Genomic DNA, 18,438 nt, shown 5'->3' with positions numbered 1-18,438 from the left:
GCTTCCTTATTGTACGCTATCCCACATTGTAAAACAAAAAAAGGAACCGGTTCAAAACCGGTTCCTCCTGTCTGTAGAGAGCATGCTTTATCTCAAGGACAATTCCTCTGTCATAATCCTGTTATCGTACTTTTGTTCCGGCACCGGAATATCGATCGTTCCGATATCCGAATAGTCATTCAGATCGGTTGCCTTGATCTGTTTTTTGGAAAGAGTATACAGCACATCGTCGATATACAGAATCCGCTCAATGTGATTCATATATTCGTGGTAAACGGCTTCCTGATTGTCCGCGCTTCCCGCTTCCTGATGGGTGATGCGGGTTTTCAGTGTGAAGCCTTTCTCCGGATCAATATGGTACACATAAGCGCCCTGGTAGACTTGTTCACCATAAGCGGGGAATCCGTAAGCATCCACCTTGGCACCTTTTACTTCCATGACCGTTACCGGGAAGGCCATGATGTCGTGCTTGGCATTCATCAGGAGCGCTTTGTGATTGTGAAGCAGCTCGGAATAGGTGCCGCGGTCTCCGATAATGACATGATCGACCTCACGCGGCTGTTCAAAGTTACTGACATCAAACAGGGCGATCTTCATCCCGGTATAATACGCTTGCGTATCGATCTGCTTGCCATTGGAATCCCGTACCGGCAATTCGATGGTATCCTTTCCAAAACCGATGAGATGCTGCTCATCGTACGGATGCAGGTAGTCGCTGTATCCTGGAATCTTCAGCTCTCCCAGCACTTTGGGAGAGGCCGGGTTTGCCATATCGAGTACGAACAGCGGATCGACCTGCTTGAACGTCACCACGTACGCTTTCTCCCCCATGAATCGAACAGAGTAAATGCGTTCGCCTGGTGCAAGGTCCTCAACAGAACCGACTTGCTGCAGATTTGGATTTAATACGAAAACATGATTTTTGGATGTGTTCTGGTTCGATCTCCACATGTCTCCGGTTGTCGTGGCGATACGGAAAAACCCGTTGTGCTCATCCATGGAAAATTGGTTAAGGATACCACCCTTTACTTCTCCTTGACCCGCATAGGTTATCGCGTCAGACGCCAGACCGAACTTATAGATCTGGGTGTAGCGCTCACCCTGAGGGACCCACATTCTGTCGATGAGTGGATCATCTGTTCCAGTGGACGGTTTCGTGGAGGTCTCATTTGGCTCCGATCTCCATTTCTGCACCGCCACATATAAATGGTCTTTGGAAGCATATACATTCTGTCCGGAACCGACGAACGATTCCACCTTCAGTTCGGTACCCGTCTGCAAGTTGACCGCTGCTACGTTCATCAGATTGGACTCAGACTGAGGTCCAGGGAAATACTTCACATCTGACCAGTTCAGGTTCTGTGGCTGCTCGCTCTTGGAACTGTCCCGATAGACGGGACCCGGCAGCTCGCCTTCCTCTTGCATAATGGTATACACATCCAGATACTGGTTCGTGACGAGATAGAGGGAATGATCAATCATGCGGGATTGCACATAATGTCCTTCCAGCTCCAGCGTTCGGGTCAGAACCGGATTGGTGATATCCGACAGGTCGACGATCTGGGCTTCTGTAAAGGAAGTCCCATAGCGAGGGAAAATCATTTTCTTCATGCTGGCACCGGAATCTGCTTCACCTGTATCGGATCCGTTCGTTGAGTGCTCCTTATAGCTGTTGCCGATAATCACAGCTTGCTTCAGTTCCGCATCCAGATAAAACTCATGTGGATTAAATGACTGATCCTTAATGGTGTACGTACCGACAAGCTTCATCTCATTGGCCGGGTTGGCTTGGAAGATGAACAGTTGCTGTTGCTGCAGCTGGTAAATATACGTGCCGTCCGTTTTGACCGTATCGGCCTCATCCACTCCTTCCACCTGGGTGTTGGTTTCGGAGTAGTCACCACCTGCATCCGCTGTATCTGCCGAATCTTCAGACCTTTCATTTTGCATGGCTGATTGTTTTTGGATACTGTAAGGAGAATTCTCCATTTGCTTCAGTAGAGTCTTTAAATGAGCATACGAGGAAAGTGTCGGCAAGTTGTCGACGGAGATATCGAGATGAACCGCCCGAGATTTTTGATCCCATTTGATGTTCACCTCTGTATGGGTGGACAGCCAGCGAAGCGGTACCATCATTTGTTGATCCTTCAAATAAGGGGTATGGGAAAAGGACGCTTTTTGACCATTGACCGTATAGGAAGATTGATTCGGTTTCAGTTTGATGTTCTTCTCGGTGCTGCTCACGATCGCTGTTTTTTCAGCTGCAAGCCATTCCACCTGCATGCCAAGCAAAACGGAAACGTTTCGAAGCGGGATGTAAACCGTGTCCTGTTTGAGTTCGGGAACGATGTGAGGCATGAAACTGTTGTTCATATACAGCTTGACCGTCTGGGTGGAGGCGTTGGTGACTTGTTTTTGAAGCGGGGTGAAAACAAGCGAAAGGGCGACCACAACCATCAAAATCCATGTAGCAGAGCGTTTAAACACAAAATTTCCTCCTTCAATTCGTCATTTGTCCTTATAGACGCAAAGAAGAAGGAAATGGTTACACTTCAATGATAAATAGGTGAAGAATTTTCTTCAAATGCCACATCCAGTAGAATCAGATCTTGAAACAGCGGGTTATGATGAAGGGGTTGGAAGCCACTGTCCTCTGCTGCAGAGATCAGGGCCGTATGATCCAGTCGATAGGCCTGTTTGAGAGACTGGAGAGCCGCGTGCGAATCACCGAGCTGGGCACAGGATCTGCCCAATGAGTAGTGGAAGATGGCATCCTCCGGGTACTGGGCAATGGCTGCTGCATAGTGTTCCCTGGATTTTTCCCACCATTCCAGCGCCAGATACGCTTCACCAGCATGAAAGGTCGCGCCGTAGTGATTCGGTTCGAGTTCAAGAATGGACAGGCAGGCTTTCAGCTCCTGTTCATATTCTTGCTGTTTGCGGCGACATTCCGCGAGCTGAATCCAGCCATCGATATCGGAAGGGACGTTGGTGGTATACGTCTCAAATGCCTTTGCGGCGTCTGCATAGCGTCGAATGGATTTCCAGGTCATGCCGAGTCCGTAGCATGCGTGTGGATTGGTCGGGTCAAGGGCTAGCGCTTCTTCATAGGTCTGGATCGCTTCCTCATACCGGTATAATTGCAGCAGGGCATTTCCCTTGTTGGTGAGCTTGATATCATCCCTGGGATCGAGATGGAGGGCATATTCGATCACATCCAGGGCTTCCTGATAGCGCCCCTGACCGTAAAGCGCCCAGCTTTTATTATTGAGCGCGGGATCACAGTAGGGATCGAGACGGAGCGCCTCATTCAGATGATGCAAGGCTTCCTCGTATGTTTCCTGGCGTGTGCCATACAGGCCTTGTTTGTTCCAGATATGCGGATTTTGCGGATATTGAAGATGCAAGGCGTTTAAATAATCAAATGCCGCTTCCTTTCCTTTTTCCTGAAACAGTTGATCGACATGGCGGTGATCCACCGGATCGGCATGCTTACTTAGGAAAGTGGAAATGGATACTGCGCCAAATGTCAGCCGGTGTACAGTAAGTCCAACGGGGTACAACAACAGATTGAGCTTTTGTCTGGTCCGCGCTTTCATTTATGCATGTCTCCTTGTTTTACGGGTGTGGCCTGCCGCTCCTACCCGGAGGCAGAAGCGGTGGATTCATCGGAGCCGGTCTGCTTCTTGGGTTGGATGAAACGCATTCTCTCCCACGATCTTGAACGCCATCTCCACAGCATTAGCAAGCCTCTCAGCCATTCATCTGCAATAAAGGCAATCCAGATGCCGGCCAGTCCATAGCCAAAATGAATGCCGAGTACGTAGGACAGGGTGACCGCAATGCCCAGCATGGACAGGATAGCCATATAGACGGGGAAACGCACATCACCCGCTGCACGGAGGGAACTGATGAGAATGAGATTGAACGATCTGCCCGGCTCCAGAATAATCGTCAACAACAATAATGAAACACAAACTTCAATAATGCCTGGATTGTCCGTGAACAGACCAATGAGGCGCTCACCGTTCAGGTAGACCGTGGTGGCAATGAGCAGAGCGAGGAGCATGCCCACTCGCAAACTGCGCATCGCGGTTTTGTATGCCAGTTCATTCTGGCCTTCTCCTACTTTATAGGAAACGAGAATTTGCGTTCCCTGACCGATGGAAGCCGAGAAGATCATGATGACAAACATAATGTTCCATGTATAGATGCGAGCCGTAACGGCCTCTGCACCAATTAAGGTTATGAAGTAGGTGATCAGCAACTGCGAAACATTATATGTCAAATGCTCGCCCGCAGAAGGAATGCCAATTCTCAGTACATCCTTGACATGCTGGATCGGCATACGAATGTAATGCCACAGTGCTCTGGGATGCCCAACGACCCGGTACAGCAGGATGAACATGATGATAAGTCCAACAGCTCTGGCGACCACGGTCGAGATCGCAACTCCTACGACCCCGAGTACCGGAAGGCCAAATGGGCCGAAGATCAGCAGGTAATTTCCAATAATATTCAGGACGTTCATTCCCATGGTGACATACATCGCCTGTCTCGTAAAGCTGTGCGCACGAATGATGGCCGATATCGTCATGATCAGTGCCTGAATAAAGCTAAGTCCTCCGGTAATCCGCAGGTAGATCAGGGCTTCATCCATAAGATTGGCAGGCACGTTCAGAGCGATAAGAAATTGTTTGCCAAATACAAATAACGCCACACTGATCAATAGTCCGAAGATAATATTCATGGTAATCGACACCGAGGCAATCTTGTCAGCCTGCGGCCGGTCGTTTGCTCCGAGACTCTGGGCGACGAGGACGCTGGTGCCGGTTACGATAAAGCCGAACATCATAATGGCGGTGCCGAGGATCTGATTCGCAAGTCCAACTGCTGCAACGGATTCGTCTGAATATTGGCTGAGCATCAGGGTATCTGCATTTCCCATGAGAATATGCAGGAACATTTCAATAAAAATAGGCCAGGTAAGGGCAAATAGCGTGATATTGCGACGATCCTGCAGTTGTTTCATGCGTGATCTCACCTCTGCTTTCAGATTCAATTCACCCATTATAGCACGCGGGTTCCAAAGGTACAGGTGCCAAATCCTTGCATTGTGTGTCATATTTCAAGATAGAAAGGCAAAAAGCCGCAAGGTTCGGCCTACGGCTTTTTCTTACAGCTTCTTTTACAGCTTTTTACCCTGTCTTTTGACAGATTGGAACGAGTGGATGTCTGCAGCGATTACCCGCCAAATGCTTCCCGAAACGCTTCTACCAATCGCGTTTCATTCACATCCCAGCAGCGGGCCAACTCCGGAGCCACCGCCTCCGCCCACCAATCAGCCAGCTTCCTGCGTTCATTGCGATGCTCGACAACCCAGGCCAGGTGCTGCATGACCTGATCCGTATACAACTTGAGACCGGCTTCTTGTTTATCCTTCGGAATATAGACGCCGAGCTTCTTGTTCGTTCGATACAGTTCCTTGGCACAGGCGCGGCGAATGGATCGGGCGTTCGGCAGAGAAGGGGAGCTGCGATTCGACTCGGATGGCATAACATCCTCACCTCCTTATCGCGGTTCCACTACAATATATCCAATCATGGGACCATGGTGTGCGCGATCGGCATGCGTTTGACAGATCAGCCGGTAAATGCCGGTCTGGGAGGCGTGAAAGGAAACGGTGGTTTCATTCCCCTTGGTTACGACACCTTTCACATCCATTCCTTCTATATAGAAGGGATGCTCGTTGCCGTTCACCCCCCAGATGTTCAATGTGACCTGATCGCCTTCTTTTACGACGATGGTACCGGGGTCCCAGCGATAGGCCTCGATCACTTTGCCATCTTTTGTGGTGGTCTTGAATTCGCCGGTAACCATGTGAATGACACGCTCTTCCACTTGTTTATCTATCTGCTCGAACGCTTCAACGGTTGGTTTGACTGCGAACACGACGGCGGCAAGCAACAGGATGGCTGCACCTGAGGTTGCATACAGCTTCTTGCGGCTCCATACATAGATTTTGGTCATGTGTTTATGTTCTCCTTTCCTGGTTCAAAATGAGCGCTTTCTGATCCGGCAAGTATCTACGCTATTCATCCTATGCAGCTGCTTGTCAGCACAGAACCGCATGCCCAGCGAGAAGGGTGATGGGATCTAAAGCTCGAACTAGAGTCGGACAGACCGATTATGGTAGAATGTTAGAGGACAAGTTTTCATATATTCTGAGAAAGAAATGAATATGAACAGAGGGTAGGAGAAGCATGGAATGGATTAAGGATATGATCGATCAGTTGTTTCAGCTATTGTCAAGTCTCGGGTACCTGGGTATTATGCTCGGACTGATGGTGGAAGTGATTCCGAGTGAGATTGTACTGGCATACGGAGGCTACCTGGTCTCTATTGAAGAGATTGAGTTTTGGCCGGCTGTGCTGTTCGGTACGATCGGTGGCGTCATTGCCCAAATTTTTGTTTACTGGATTGGGAAATACGGAGGACGGCCTTTCCTGGAGAAGTACGGCAAATATATCTTTATTCATCAGAAACATATTGATCTGTCTGAACAGTGGTTCAAGAAATATGGTTCCGGTGTCATCTTCACAGCAAGGTTCATTCCGGTGGTGCGTCATGCCATCTCGATTCCCGCAGGCATTGCCCGCATGTCGCTGATGCGATTCACCGTCCTGACGACCCTGGCGGTGATCCCGTGGTCGATTATGTTTATTTACCTGGGCATGTCGCTGGGCAAGAATTATAAGGATATTGGTGAGAAAGCCAAGCCTTATACGATCCCGCTCATCGCAGGTGCTATTTTGCTGATGGCTCTATATTTCCTTTTCAAATGGTGGATGAAACGAAGAAAGCTGACTCGGGATTACGGATGGGCAGGCGAGCAGGTCGTCGCCAGTGAGCTTGGACAGTTGCCAAGTGAATACTCGGTCCTGAATCGCCGGATTGTACAGGCCCCGAATGGGAGCAGGCAGGAATTTGACCATATTGTCGTTGGCCCAAGCGGAATTTTTCATATTGAAACCAAGAACTGGGCAGGCGAAATGATCTTCGAGAAAGAAGCCGTTCAGAGGGAAGAAGGACGTGCAGACGTCGAAGATCCGTTTGCACAGTTATACAGACAAGGCTATGTGTTGAAGGATCGATTGCGCGAACTGGGCGTGGATGCGCCGGTATACGGGGTCCTGTGTATGACCCACCCGAAAGCAGTGTGGAAAGGGAAGACCGCATTTCCAACGATGAGAACGGAAGGCGTGGTTTCCTACATTTTGAAGAAGCAATCCAAGCAGCCGCTCCGGTCTGCGGAGATCAAGAAAATCGTGCGGGCGATCCGTGAATACAGTCAGTCCAGCAAGTAGCCATTCTCCAATTGGAGACCTGTGTTTGAACTTGCAGGTGGCAGTCTGTACAATGATAGGTAAACAATGAAGCCCTATACAGGAGGATGACAATGATGACCAAAGATTTATCCCACAAGTTGTTTACGGGGATTTCACCCAAGCAATTCATGGAGCAGATGACCAAGAATGAGGAAGCCTTTCAAGACTGGTATAACCGCTTCAGTTGGAAAGATGAGGACACCGAGACGTTTTTTGAATCTCTAAACCATCGCGATGATCTGCGCTGCTTTATTTTGGCGGCAGACTGGTGCGGGGATGTCGTACGCAATGTACCGGTCATTTTCAAAGCAGTGGAAAAGGCAGGTATTCCGACAGAGGTACTGGTGATGGAGGAACATCTGGATACGATGGATCAGTTTCTTACGATGGGCGGAAGAGCGATCCCGGTCGTTATTATCACGGATACAGGCGGATATGTACTTGGCAAATGGGGGCCAAGACCGGCACATGTACAGGAAGTCATGACGGCCTTCAAGCAGGAAAATCCGGATCGGGATGCAGCCGATTATCAGGACAAGATTCAGGTGGCACGCGCAGAAATGATGAAACGCTACGGAGACGACACGGGCTATCAGCATGTTATCATTCAAGAACTGCGTGAGCTGCTGTCAGGATTTTAATATGCAGATTGAAAAGTACACACTGGGGCCCCTGCAGACGAACGCATATGTACTCACTGATGATGCACAGCAGCGAGGGATCGTCATTGATCCCGGCATGCATCCGGACATGCTGGTCAAACGGATCGAGGATCTGGAGATTGAAGCCATTGTCCTGACACATGCGCACTTTGACCATATTGGCGGCGTTGATCAGATCCGCAAGCTGAAAAACTGCCCGGTCTATTTGCATGCCAACGAGCATGAGTGGTTGTCGAATCCAGATCTGAACGGTTCCCTGATGTGGGCTGAGCTTGGCGGTCCAATCCAGACAGATTTGCCGGAGCATACGCTCGCCGAAGGGATGGAGATGCAGTGGCTGGGCGAAAGCTTCCGCATCTTCCATACACCGGGTCACTCTCCCGGGAGTGTAAGCATCCTGTGGAAGGAGCACCTGTTCAGCGGCGATGTGCTGTTCCGAACCTCTGTGGGACGGACAGACTTGCGGGACGGCAGTTCCAATCAACTGTATGCTTCGATCCATGAGAAGCTGTTCCCGCTTCCGAATGAGACGATCGTATATCCCGGGCATGGACCCAACACGACCATCGGCTTTGAAAAGGAAAACAATCCGTTCGTATAAACCATCTTCAACTAGAATCTCATCCGCCTGCTAGGGGAAATCCTCCCGGCAGAGCTGTGGTGAGATTCTTTTACTTTCACCTGACTAAGCGGGATTGACAGACAGCTCAAATCCAATTATATTAAACATATGTTTTAAACAAACGTTTATTTAAAAAAGGACAGGTGAATGAACAATGAAAGAGAGTATACGATTGTTTCTCCAGCAAAAGACGACCATCGTCGGCATCATGACGGCCATCATGTTTCAATTGATATTTAGTTTGATTTGGATGACGGGTTATGATGGCGTCACCGATCATACCGGTGAACTGAAGCTTGCGGTCGTGAATGAAGATACCGGGATCGGCCCGGAAATTGTGCAGCAGGCTCGTGAATCGGTCCCATTTCAGCTTGTGGAAATGTCATCGTTGTCTGATGCGCAGGTGCAGCTGGAGGAAAGAGAAGTTCATATGGTTGTTCATATCGAAGAAGCGTTTACGCCGGCTCTTCAAAATCCGCAGGAACAAGCGGTGCTCCATTTTTATATCAATGAGTCTAATCCGTCTCTGATCAAGAGCATGATGACCCAAACTGCGCAGCAACTGACCACGCTTGTTAATCAGGAAGCAGCGGTTCAGAGTACGACGCTGGCACTGGGACAGAATGAATGGACGGAAGGCAATCAGCAAATGGCGGTTTCCCTGATTCAGCGGGTGTCTCCGCAATTTTCCTTCTCCAACCCGGTTGACGGTATGGCCAAGCAGATGGTGCCGATGATGACGGTACTGGCTTCTTACGTAGGCTCCATGCTTCTGGCCCTGAATCTCGAGCAGTCATCGATGATCATTGGAAGCAGACTGTCCAAATGGCGGAAGTTCGCCGCACGAAATATGATCATGCTGTGTTCTGCCTTTCTGGTGTCGTTCGTCGGTTCCGTGATGGTCACCTGGCTTGGGGGACAGGCTGAGGCGGGTTTACTGTCGATGTGGCTGTTTCAGACGCTATTTGTAGGAACTTTTATGCTGGTGGCGCAAATCTTCCTCCTCTGGTTCGGGATGAGCGGGATGCTGTTCAACATTTTGTTCCTGTCGGCTCAACTCGTGTCCTCGGGCGCGATGGTTCCGCGCGATCTGCTATCCCCTTTTTATTACACACTTAGTCAATACTTGCCGGCTACGTATGCGGTAGAAGGGAATATGAATCTGCTGTTTGGCGGGCCTTCGCTCGTACAGCCTGGTCTGTTCCTGCTACTTATTGCTGCTGTCGCTCTGCTGATTGGAGCAGGAGGGGTTTGGGTGACAAGCCGGATGCGGTATAATAGAGCCAAATAGGTGGATGAGAGGATCATGGCTTGAATGGAACGGGAATTGAGGAGATGAACATGAACCACAATCAGGAACAAGATGCGAAACAGCGTATATTGCTGGCAGCCAGAAAATGCTTTGCCGCTTATGGGTTTGACCGTACCTCTGTCCGGCAAATTTGTGAGGAAGCCGGGGTGAATGTAGCACTGGTTTCCTACCATTTCGGCGGGAAGGAAAACTTGTTTTATGCCCTCTTCGAGGCCTACTTTCCCAAAAAGGAAGAGGCGGAGCGAATGAAGGTAGAGGACCCGGTTGGCGCTGTAAAACTTCTGATTGAAGAGATTACGCGCATGCGCATCCATTACCCGGAATTGATCAGTCTGCTGCAACAGGAAATTGCGCTGATGTCTCCGCGCATTCCAATTATTCGCCAACATGCCTTTCCCATCTGGGAACGGCTGCGCGAAGTGCTGCAGGCAGGGAAAGATCAGAAGCAGTTTGACTTCGAATCGCTCGATCAGGCGATGCTCTTTGTGCTCGGGTCCTTATTTATTCACAAGCAGTGGCCTTATTTTGAACCGATTATGAGTGATCCGCAGCCCAACTTCGAAGCGTCCGTTTCGTATGCGACTTTCTTTATATTAAGAGGACTAGGCTGTTCGGACAGCTAAGCGGCGATGGATTAAGAGGAGGCAGAGAACCACAGGAGGCTAAGAGCCAAAGGAGGCTGGGAGCCAAAGGAGGGGCTAAGAGATGAAAGCGATCGTCATGAATCAATATGGTGAAGCAGATGTCATGCGGATCGGGGAGGCAGACCTTCCACAGCCGAGGGCAGATGAAGTTCAGATTCGGGTAAAGGCCGCAGGGATTAACCGAGCCGATGTGCTTCAGCGCCGAGGTCTGTATCCGCCGCCTGAAGGCGCCAGCCACTTGCTGGGACTGGAGGTTTCCGGCGAGATTGTCGCGTTGGGACCGGAAGCGAAGCAGTTTGAGATCGGACAGCTTGTCTGTGCGCTTCTGGCGGGTGGTGGCTATGCTGAGGTTGTAGTCGTATCCGAGAAGGCTGTGTTTCCGCTGCCAGATGGGGTAAGTGTGGAAGAGGGAGCGGCCATTCCAGAGGCTTTTCTGACTGCTTATGTGAATTTGTTTGAGCTGGGACAGCTGCAAGCCAGGCAGCAGGTGCTCATCCATGCAGGTGCCAGCGGCATTGGAACGGCAGCGATTCAATTGGTGAAGGCAGCAGGTGCGGAGGCGTACGTGACGGCTGGCAGCGATGAAAAGGTGGATCTGTGCAGACAACTGGGGGCAAAGGCGAGCTGGAACTATCGGAATGGCTCTTTCTTGCCGTGGATTCAGCAGACTTGCGCATCTGGCGGTGTCGATCTCGTGCTGGATATGGTCGGCGGCTCCTATGCGAGTGCCAATCTGCAGGCGCTGGGACGGGACGGTCGTTATGTACTGGTGGGCTTGGTTGGCGGGGCAAAGGCGGAAGCCTTCCCGCTCGATCAGGTATTGATGAAACGATTGCAGATCAAAGCTACGACGATTCGCAGTCAGACCGATGTGCAAAAGGGGCAATGGATCTCCAGCTTTACGGCTCGTTTTGCTTCTCTCTTTGCAGCAGGGGAGCTTCGACCGGTCATTGATGAAGTGTTTCCCGCGGAAGCGGTAGCTGAAGCACACCGGAAAATGGAGTCTGGCCGGCATGCCGGAAAATTGCTGCTGCGTTTTTGAGATAGACAGCCTCGCCTCACCCGTGATATAATGAGGGTCGATATATGGGATAAAGACCTGTATCATGAAATGAATGTAAAAAGGATAATTCAATCATACCGATTGCGAAGCACGCAGTTTTCAGACGTATTTTACGTTTGAGGACTGCGTTTTTTTATGGTTTTGTAACCCGTGTCGCTGAAGGAGGAACCTAATTTGAGTAAGAGGCAGCATTTGATGATCGGCATCATTTCTGCATTGATCGCCATAGGCGCGGCGTGTTTGCTGTACTGGTTTCAGGTTCGTCATATGGAGATGGAGGAACAGATGAGCGTGATCGTTCCGAAGACATTCGTAGATTCCGGAACACGTTTGACCGAAGAGATGCTTGCAACGAAGCAAATTCCGAAGTCTGCCTATCACGACGATCTGATTGCAGACAAGCAGGAGATTATCGGATTGGACACCTGGATTCCACTAGGTGAGGGCGAGCCGATTCTGAAGTGGAAACTGAATCTGTATCACCTGTTTCCGGCTGAGGGTCAGGCGACCTTTCAAATTCCTACGGACTATATTTGTTCGGTTTCCAATGGCATCCGGGCTGGAGATGAAGTTGTCCTCTATATATCTGGTGGAGAAGAACCGTCCATGCGGCTGTTCGATGAATCGATAGTGGTCGCCTCTGTCCGTACGGGGGCGAACCAGGAGGTCGATCATGCGGAGCATTCTCTTGCACAAGCGATGGCAGATGGGAATGAACAACAGCTGTATGCGGCGCGCAGAGAACCGAACGGGCACATCGAATTCATCAATCTGAATCTGACCGAAGAGCAGTGGAAGCAGCTGGATGAGACGTGCAGCAGCGGGGAAAGACAGCTCGTGATTGCCTATCAGTCTTCCTTTTCCAGCCCTTCCCAAGACATGAAGGAGGGGGCGTCATGACCGCACCGGACAATAGGGGAGCGCTGATTGCATTTACAGGTGCCACACCGAATACGGGGTGTACGTCCGCCGCATACCTGACAGCTGCCCAATTGGCCAAATGGACGGGAAAACGGGTCGGCTATGTCTGCCTGAATCTGAAAAGCTCGAAGATTCATCGTTATCTGGGCGTAGATGAGCCGGAATATCGCCTGGATCATCTCAAAGCCGAACTGAAAAGCGGCACTCTGACACCCGGTATGCTCCTCCATCGATGCTGGCAGCCAGATTCATCTACCGACCTGCATGTCCTGTTTGGCAACAGCCAGCGGAATCAGGCGGAACTCTACGTACCTGGACATATTGAGCATCTGCTGGATATCGCGCAGCAGACGTTTGCCTATACCTTGGTGGAAACGAATGCATACTGGGACAATGCCGCTACCTTGATTGCGTTGCAGCAGGCTGCCGCCAGAATGATGGTGGTGACGAATGAAATTACCAGCTTTCAGGAGGATGTCATGGCGTGGACGAGAGAGGGCAGTCAGTTGTTCCACATTCCACAAGCAGCTATGAATCTGCTGGTATATGAATGTCGAGCAGAAGGGTTCAGCCGCCAGGATATTGAGCGGGAGACCGGTATGAAGGTGATTCAGACCTTGCGCTACTCGGACCGTGTGAAACAACATCTGGATGAAGGCAAGCTCGCTCACTTGCCCGATCAATTGCCGTATGCGCAGCCCTTTCAACGGATTGCACTCGCTATTCTGCATCAATTGGATCAACCTGCTGAAGAGATCGAAAGGGCCATGGAGAGATCGGCCTATTCGTTATTTCAAAGGCTGCTTCGTTCGTTAAAGGGTTTAAAACGGCCTCGGGGAGGGATCAATCATGAGTATCCGAAAGCATGAAGAAAAATTTTCTCCGCTTGAATACGCACGCAGCCTGCAGATTGCAAGGCAGCATGGACAGAACGAACAAATCGCCGCCAGCCAGGAGCAGGCAGTAGCTGTGAATCCGCATGACGCGGATGCCACCGTGGCCCAACGAGACCCGTTCGCCCCTTCTGTTCCTGTGCGAATGCCGATCAAGGAGGAAGCATTCAGGGAAATCGTGGAGATGGTCAGAGCGGAACTCGTACAGGCTGGCAACAAGACAGAAGATGAAAAACGCATTCATACGGAAAGACTCAATCAGGCCGTAATCGGATTTGCCGAAGCCAGGTCCTATATTTTTCACTGCATGGAAGATATTTTGTATACAAAAAGATGGACGCTCAGCAAGCAGGCTCAGGAGCTGTATGCCGATCAGGGCCTTAGTGAGCATGTGTTTGCCGAAGTAATTGGCCTGAGTGTGCTGGAGAGCGTGTTGAAGGAGAAAGAAGATCTGGAGGAGATCCAGGTAGTCGGTACGCGGATTTATGAAGTGCGCAAAGGAGTCCCGTCTCTGTCCAGCTATCAGTTCAGGCATACGGATGAGGTGTATCGTCTGCAACACAATCTTGTGCTTTATCATAATGACCGCTTTAGTCCACGTAAACGATGGGCGGAAGTAAGCTTTATTGATGGATCGAGGGTCACCATGACCGGATATGGCTATACCCAGCAGCCGACCTTGACGATCCGCTTTTACCCCCTGCATCGCATGCGGCTGGAGACGTTGATGGAACCGGCCTATGGCACGATGAGCAACGAGATGTATGTGCTCATCCAAAGCTGCATTCAAGGATATGTGAATATGATCATTATCGGTGCGACCAATACAGGCAAAACCCATCTGATGAAGGCAATGATCGGGGAAATGAACGATGAGGAGCGGATTGTTACGATCGAGATGCGCTCGGAACTGATGCTGGGACGGGACTATCCGCATAAAAATATCGTGGAGTATGAAGTGGATGAAGATGATCCCGCACATGACAGCGCGAAAGCCTTCAAACTAGCGCTCAGACAATCTCCGAGGCGGATCATTCATGCAGAGATTCGCGATGAGGATGCCAATATTTATGTTCGGGCATGCACGAGAGGACATGAAGGCAGCATGACCACGGTTCATGCCAGTGCCCTTGAGGATGTACCGGACGTCATTACCGATATGTGCATGCTGGACGGACGGGTCGTTAACGGAGACCGGATGCGCAAGAGGGTAGCGGAGTATGTGGCTCAAATCGGCATTGAAATGGGCATACGAGAAGGCAAGAGAAAGGTCATTCGCATCGTGGAATATGGCACTGGGCAGGAAGGCATATGGACCAGAGCGTTAATAGCCTGGAATCCCCGCCTTGCCCAGTGGGAGCAGCAAAGCAGCCTTTCTCCTGCTCTGCAGGCCCGCATGCGTCCTCATCTGACGAAAGAACAGTGGCAAAAACTTGCAGATCACGGGTGGGTGTAGATGCTAGCCCTGTTCCAGTATCTGCTGCTCGGACTCTTTGTATTACTGGCCTTCACCTTCAGCTATTCACTAATTATGGTGTTATATCGAACCAATGAGCAACGCGGACGCCTGCATCATCATCAGAGGTTGCAGAGAAATGAAAGGGACAGAGACACGAAACCGGACACCGCTTCGTCATCTGCAGGCATGCCTTCAGCGAGGGGTGTGCTCAGACATTTGTCAGATATGCTGGATGCATTGCACAGCGAAATGTCACTGAAAACGTTCGTACAGCTGTCGATGATGCTCGGGTTGTTTGGAGCTGTAGCCGGATTTGTGTTTTTTCAGCAGCCGCGAAGCATGGTGCTGTTAAGTGTCATGCTTGTGCTGATTCCCTATACGTGGCTGCGCATGAAGCTGGTGTCGCTGCAAATACGGAGAAAGGAGGAATTGCTGCCAGCGCTCGAGATTTTTTATCAGTGCTATATTACCACCATGCCAGGCAATATCCGGACGACCCTGCATGAAACGGTTCAGGGTGAGCATTTGGATGTATCCATGAAAAGGGTATTTGAGAAGCTGCATCGGGATCTGATTACGTATCAGGATGTGGATGAAGCGCTGCGTATGTTTGCCTTGTCTATCGGCAATGATTGGTCGAGACATTACGCGATGATGCTCAAAATGGCACTCAGTGAAGGCATTGACATACGGGAGAATCTGAAAACCTGTATTGCAGACATGCGCAAGGCGCAGCGTGAAGCTCTCAGGCATCGGGCGCGATTGCTGGAAATTCGGATAGCCAATTTTACACCGTTGCTGTTTCTCGGTTTGTTTATGGGATTGAATTATTTTTTGGACCAGGAGCAAGCCTACCGTTTTTATATTCTGGACCCTGTAGGCCGATCCATGGTGCTGGATGGCATTTGGCTGATCTTTGCCTCTTTTGTAATGGGACTTTATTTATCAATCAAAAGGATGTAATCCACATGTCAAATCTGGTTTATCAATCGGTACAGTTCGTCAGTCTGATTTCGATCGCGATCTCATTAACCATTGTCCTCTATCTGCTTGGTGTATGGTGGCTGAAGCGTCGCTCCGTTTATCGCTGGTACCGGGGACTTCAGGGACTTAGCGTTCCCAATTGGCTGAGAAAAGGACTGGGTATTCGCTCGGCTGGTCATCCCTCTTCAGAAGAATTGCAGTTTTTACTGCGCGGAGCCGGCATTCGCCTGCATGTCGTTTCCTATCAATTGTACAAGCGTGTCGTGCAGATTGTGGCGGTATTGCCCAGCGCTGCCTTGATCTTGTTACATACGGAGAGCTGGGGACTGTCGCGCACGGAAGAACTTGCCGTTCATCTGCTTGCGATCATCGTCCTGCTGAGCACGTGGCTGGATCGATGGATGCTGGAATCCATGAAGAAGCGACGGAGTATGAAAATTGCCCGTGAGTTGCATCAGGTGAGCCAGCACCTCCTGTACTATGAGGGTTCCAAGCTGCATCTGCATACGAAACTGATGCGCTGTACTTCCTTTACGACTATCATTCGAAACGAGTGGCACCAATTGCTTAATGATTGGTATTATTCGGCTGAGGATGCCATGACCCGCTTCAAGCGACAGCTGGGTACCAATGAAGCGTATCAATTTACAGAGACGCTGAAGGCGATGTACATCCAGGATAGCCAGCTCTTCTATCAGCTCTTGAGAGAGCGGATCGAAGATACGAAGGAAAAAGGCATCTTGCAACAAGATGAGGAGAAAGAAGCCAAGTCGTATGTTCTCTTTGTACTGGCAGGGCTTCCCATTCTGAATACATTCCGCATCTTTCTCTATCCATGGGTACAGGAAGGGCAACGAATTCTGAATTCGCTTAACTCCTAGTCGGAGACTCCTAGTCGCAAGCCCCCTAGTCGTAGACCCTTAGTTCGTAACTTCTAGTCAAAGATTCGTAGTCATAGACTCCTGGTTCGTCATGGATTCATCCATCTATGATCTCTTGTCAGGACTGAATGATTGGAATGGTCGCCAGCCATCTGAAGTAGAATCAGGACGGTTGCCAGTTATCGTGTGAAATAAAGGATAGATACCTATTAAATGAAGGGAAGTCGGTCGCATGAAAGATATCTTAATTACCGTGATGATGCTGATACTAGTAGTGTTTTTATTTACAAATGTAATGGGTGGAAGTGACGGGCTGAGAGGAGATATTCAGACACAAGGTGGCACAGCCTCGACCAATATTACAAGTCTGGCTCCTTAATGTGGTGAGAAAGAAGATGGGAGATTATGAAACAGATTCTTGTATCTATCTTGCTGATCCTGTTGATCGTTACCATCTTGCAAACGACACTGGTCGGTGAGAATGGAACGGAAAATGAACTGAGGGATCAAGGGGAACGGATGGCGGAAGTGATTAGCCAAATTGATCCCTAAAGGGGTAAACCATGAAGCAGATTTTAACTTTCATTCTTTTTTCTTTGCTGTTGTGTTGGCTGATGTTTGCGCCGATTTACAAGCATGTCCTGATCATGAGACAGGCGCTTCTGCAAAAAGAGGTGGATTATTTGTTGGAGATCGGTACGAATGCGAATCATGGATATATTGATGGCACCATGATCGCACAGTCGAGAGAGCGGCTGGCGCAACATGGATTTTCTGAAACTGACATTGTATATGACATTACGACCACAAATGGTCAGCAAGCCGATTCTGCAGCCAGTCGGGTCATTCGGGGAGAGGGCATTCAATTAACGGTCTCTTATCCCTACCAGGAATTGTTTCTGATCGATCGTCTGATCGGCATCGAAGGACCGGATGAATCGGCACGCATGGGAGCCAGAGGGATGCAAATGAGTGAGTATGTCCCATAATGGAGTGAGTGAATTTGTACAAGATCATTCTCTATGTCACACTTTGCGTAGTCTGTGTATTAATGGGCGCATTGCAGGTCGATGAAGAAATGGCGGTACGTGTGCTGTTTGAGAGCAAGCATGCGGTCAATCGTGCTGCACACGCCGCAGCACAGCAGGTGAACGAAGACAAGCTGCTCGCGGGCGTGTTGTCGATTGATGAGCAGAAGGCCGATGAGGTGCTGAAGCAGTACCTGTTTCAAAACTTGCGAGTGGGAACAGATGGTGAACCGCTCCAGACCTCCTATTTGGATCAAAAGGTTGAGATATTGCTATTTGAGGTCGTGAATGAGTCTTACAGTTTTCCGTACACGTATCAGGCCCCGCAGTACAATTTTGAAGTTACGCTCAGCAAACCCGGGGTGGTGGTTGTGGCGGAAGTCTCTTATCCGAGAACGTTCCAGGTGCTTGATCCGATTACGTGGCAGATCAAGGGTTCATCTGAGATGGTGATGTTTTAGCTGAATGAGCGTACGGATACAAATTGGATGATGACGTCAGGCCGAGGCTCTGTCGTCTTTTTTTGCTCAAATTCACACAGGATCTCGTAGACAGGCATACAAGTTTGGTATAGTGAGAGT

The 18,438-nt window shown here is 49.9% G+C and carries 20 protein-coding genes and 1 pseudogene; 16 read left to right on the top strand and 5 right to left on the bottom strand.

Features of this window, described 5'->3' with window-relative positions; translation table 11 throughout:
- Positions 1-87: 87 nt before the first annotated feature.
- From ACFSUC_RS13320 to ACFSUC_RS13300, 5 genes are all read right to left on the bottom strand, one after another.
- Positions 88-2,487, bottom strand: coding sequence for a beta-propeller domain-containing protein (locus ACFSUC_RS13320; protein ID WP_379930108.1), 2,400 nt, complete (start codon positions 2,485-2,487; stop codon positions 88-90).
- 65 nt (positions 2,488-2,552) lie between these two features.
- Complete coding sequence (locus ACFSUC_RS13315) at positions 2,553-3,599, bottom strand: tetratricopeptide repeat protein (RefSeq protein WP_379930107.1); 1,047 nt, start codon at positions 3,597-3,599, stop codon at positions 2,553-2,555.
- A 41-nt stretch (positions 3,600-3,640) separates the two neighbouring features.
- Complete coding sequence (locus ACFSUC_RS13310; RefSeq protein ID WP_379930106.1) at positions 3,641-5,032, bottom strand: MATE family efflux transporter; 1,392 nt, start codon at positions 5,030-5,032, stop codon at positions 3,641-3,643.
- 212 nt (positions 5,033-5,244) lie between these two features.
- Complete coding sequence (locus ACFSUC_RS13305; RefSeq protein WP_379930105.1) at positions 5,245-5,556, bottom strand: dehydrogenase; 312 nt, start codon at positions 5,554-5,556, stop codon at positions 5,245-5,247.
- A gap of 15 nt (positions 5,557-5,571) precedes the next feature.
- On the bottom strand, positions 5,572-6,030 hold the full coding sequence (locus ACFSUC_RS13300) for a cupredoxin domain-containing protein (RefSeq protein WP_379930104.1): 459 nt from the start codon (positions 6,028-6,030) through the stop codon (positions 5,572-5,574).
- A 233-nt stretch (positions 6,031-6,263) separates the two neighbouring features.
- On the opposite strand from ACFSUC_RS13300, the pseudogene ACFSUC_RS13295 reads away from it, so the two are divergent.
- The 16 genes and pseudogenes from ACFSUC_RS13295 to ACFSUC_RS13220 all read left to right on the top strand — a co-directional run.
- A pseudogene (locus tag ACFSUC_RS13295) lies at positions 6,264-6,863 on the top strand (DedA family protein); the annotation flags it as partial.
- Positions 6,849-7,367 (top strand): nuclease-related domain-containing protein, encoded by a 519-nt coding sequence (locus ACFSUC_RS13290; protein ID WP_379930180.1) that lies wholly within the window; start codon positions 6,849-6,851, stop codon positions 7,365-7,367. The pseudogene ACFSUC_RS13295 and the gene ACFSUC_RS13290, both read left to right, overlap by 15 nt.
- Positions 7,368-7,462: 95 nt before the next feature.
- Positions 7,463-8,029 carry a thioredoxin family protein gene (locus ACFSUC_RS13285; protein ID WP_379930103.1) on the top strand — a complete coding sequence of 189 codons (567 nt, stop codon included), beginning with the start codon at positions 7,463-7,465 and terminating at the stop codon, positions 8,027-8,029.
- A gap of 1 nt (position 8,030) precedes the next feature.
- Positions 8,031-8,651, top strand: a complete 621-nt coding sequence (locus ACFSUC_RS13280; protein ID WP_379930102.1) for an MBL fold metallo-hydrolase — start codon at positions 8,031-8,033, stop codon at positions 8,649-8,651.
- A 175-nt stretch (positions 8,652-8,826) separates the two neighbouring features.
- Positions 8,827-9,963 carry a YhgE/Pip domain-containing protein gene (locus ACFSUC_RS13275; RefSeq protein ID WP_379930101.1) on the top strand — a complete coding sequence of 379 codons (1,137 nt, stop codon included), beginning with the start codon at positions 8,827-8,829 and terminating at the stop codon, positions 9,961-9,963.
- Positions 9,964-10,013: 50 nt separating this feature from the next.
- The gene (locus ACFSUC_RS13270; protein WP_379930100.1) at positions 10,014-10,607 is read left to right on the top strand and encodes a TetR/AcrR family transcriptional regulator; all 594 of its coding nucleotides are present in this window, start codon (positions 10,014-10,016) and stop codon (positions 10,605-10,607) included.
- Between the two features lie 82 nt (positions 10,608-10,689).
- Positions 10,690-11,670 carry an NAD(P)H-quinone oxidoreductase gene (locus ACFSUC_RS13265; RefSeq protein ID WP_379930099.1) on the top strand — a complete coding sequence of 327 codons (981 nt, stop codon included), beginning with the start codon at positions 10,690-10,692 and terminating at the stop codon, positions 11,668-11,670.
- Positions 11,671-11,865: 195 nt separating this feature from the next.
- Complete coding sequence (locus ACFSUC_RS13260) at positions 11,866-12,591, top strand: SAF domain-containing protein (RefSeq protein ID WP_379930098.1); 726 nt, start codon at positions 11,866-11,868, stop codon at positions 12,589-12,591.
- Positions 12,588-13,481, top strand: a complete 894-nt coding sequence (locus tag ACFSUC_RS13255; RefSeq protein ID WP_379930097.1) for a hypothetical protein — start codon at positions 12,588-12,590, stop codon at positions 13,479-13,481. Before ACFSUC_RS13260 ends, ACFSUC_RS13255 begins: the two co-directional genes overlap by 4 nt.
- Entirely contained in the window at positions 13,462-14,961 is a 1,500-nt protein-coding gene (locus tag ACFSUC_RS13250) for an ATPase, T2SS/T4P/T4SS family (protein ID WP_379930096.1), read from the top strand. Before ACFSUC_RS13255 ends, ACFSUC_RS13250 begins: the two co-directional genes overlap by 20 nt.
- A complete protein-coding gene (locus ACFSUC_RS13245; RefSeq protein ID WP_379930095.1) occupies positions 14,962-15,927 on the top strand; it encodes a hypothetical protein in 966 nt (321 codons plus the stop codon).
- A 5-nt stretch (positions 15,928-15,932) separates the two neighbouring features.
- Positions 15,933-16,829, top strand: coding sequence for a hypothetical protein (locus tag ACFSUC_RS13240; protein WP_379930094.1), 897 nt, complete (start codon positions 15,933-15,935; stop codon positions 16,827-16,829).
- A gap of 232 nt (positions 16,830-17,061) precedes the next feature.
- On the top strand, positions 17,062-17,208 hold the full coding sequence (locus ACFSUC_RS13235; RefSeq protein WP_379930093.1) for a hypothetical protein: 147 nt from the start codon (positions 17,062-17,064) through the stop codon (positions 17,206-17,208).
- 26 nt (positions 17,209-17,234) lie between these two features.
- Positions 17,235-17,381 carry a hypothetical protein gene (locus ACFSUC_RS13230; protein WP_379930092.1) on the top strand — a complete coding sequence of 49 codons (147 nt, stop codon included), beginning with the start codon at positions 17,235-17,237 and terminating at the stop codon, positions 17,379-17,381.
- 11 nt (positions 17,382-17,392) lie between these two features.
- Positions 17,393-17,818, top strand: coding sequence for a hypothetical protein (locus ACFSUC_RS13225; protein WP_379930091.1), 426 nt, complete (start codon positions 17,393-17,395; stop codon positions 17,816-17,818).
- A 14-nt stretch (positions 17,819-17,832) separates the two neighbouring features.
- The gene (locus ACFSUC_RS13220) at positions 17,833-18,318 is read left to right on the top strand and encodes a hypothetical protein (RefSeq protein WP_379930090.1); all 486 of its coding nucleotides are present in this window, start codon (positions 17,833-17,835) and stop codon (positions 18,316-18,318) included.
- Positions 18,319-18,438: the final 120 nt, after the last annotated feature.

The organism is Marinicrinis sediminis (assembly GCF_042685085.1).
GTDB classification, from domain to species: domain Bacteria; phylum Bacillota; class Bacilli; order Paenibacillales; family KCTC-33676; genus Marinicrinis; species Marinicrinis sediminis.
The sequence above is the reverse complement of the archived record's forward strand: the minus strand, read 5'-3'. Positions and strand labels throughout refer to the sequence as shown.

Bases quoted from the DNA above. Each gene is read 5' to 3' on its own strand.
- ACFSUC_RS13265 (WP_379930099.1), top strand. From the start codon at position 10,690: ATGAAAGCGATCGTCATGAATCAATATGGTGAAGCAGATGTCATGCGG.
- ACFSUC_RS13225 (WP_379930091.1), top strand. From the start codon at position 17,393: ATGAAGCAGATTTTAACTTTCATTCTTTTTTCTTTGCTGTTGTGTTGG.
- ACFSUC_RS13305 (WP_379930105.1), bottom strand. From the start codon at position 5,556: ATGCCATCCGAGTCGAATCGCAGCTCCCCTTCTCTGCCGAACGCCCGA.
- ACFSUC_RS13315 (WP_379930107.1), bottom strand. From the start codon at position 3,599: ATGAAAGCGCGGACCAGACAAAAGCTCAATCTGTTGTTGTACCCCGTT.
- ACFSUC_RS13310 (WP_379930106.1), bottom strand. From the start codon at position 5,032: ATGAAACAACTGCAGGATCGTCGCAATATCACGCTATTTGCCCTTACC.
- ACFSUC_RS13250 (WP_379930096.1), top strand. From the start codon at position 13,462: ATGAGTATCCGAAAGCATGAAGAAAAATTTTCTCCGCTTGAATACGCA.
- ACFSUC_RS13255 (WP_379930097.1), top strand. From the start codon at position 12,588: ATGACCGCACCGGACAATAGGGGAGCGCTGATTGCATTTACAGGTGCC.
- ACFSUC_RS13275 (WP_379930101.1), top strand. From the start codon at position 8,827: ATGAAAGAGAGTATACGATTGTTTCTCCAGCAAAAGACGACCATCGTC.
- ACFSUC_RS13230 (WP_379930092.1), top strand. From the start codon at position 17,235: ATGAAACAGATTCTTGTATCTATCTTGCTGATCCTGTTGATCGTTACC.
- ACFSUC_RS13290 (WP_379930180.1), top strand. From the start codon at position 6,849: ATGAAACGAAGAAAGCTGACTCGGGATTACGGATGGGCAGGCGAGCAG.
- ACFSUC_RS13300 (WP_379930104.1), bottom strand. From the start codon at position 6,030: ATGACCAAAATCTATGTATGGAGCCGCAAGAAGCTGTATGCAACCTCA.
- ACFSUC_RS13235 (WP_379930093.1), top strand. From the start codon at position 17,062: ATGAAAGATATCTTAATTACCGTGATGATGCTGATACTAGTAGTGTTT.
- ACFSUC_RS13245 (WP_379930095.1), top strand. From the start codon at position 14,962: ATGCTAGCCCTGTTCCAGTATCTGCTGCTCGGACTCTTTGTATTACTG.
- ACFSUC_RS13270 (WP_379930100.1), top strand. From the start codon at position 10,014: ATGAACCACAATCAGGAACAAGATGCGAAACAGCGTATATTGCTGGCA.
- ACFSUC_RS13280 (WP_379930102.1), top strand. From the start codon at position 8,031: ATGCAGATTGAAAAGTACACACTGGGGCCCCTGCAGACGAACGCATAT.
- ACFSUC_RS13240 (WP_379930094.1), top strand. From the start codon at position 15,933: ATGTCAAATCTGGTTTATCAATCGGTACAGTTCGTCAGTCTGATTTCG.
- ACFSUC_RS13285 (WP_379930103.1), top strand. From the start codon at position 7,463: ATGACCAAAGATTTATCCCACAAGTTGTTTACGGGGATTTCACCCAAG.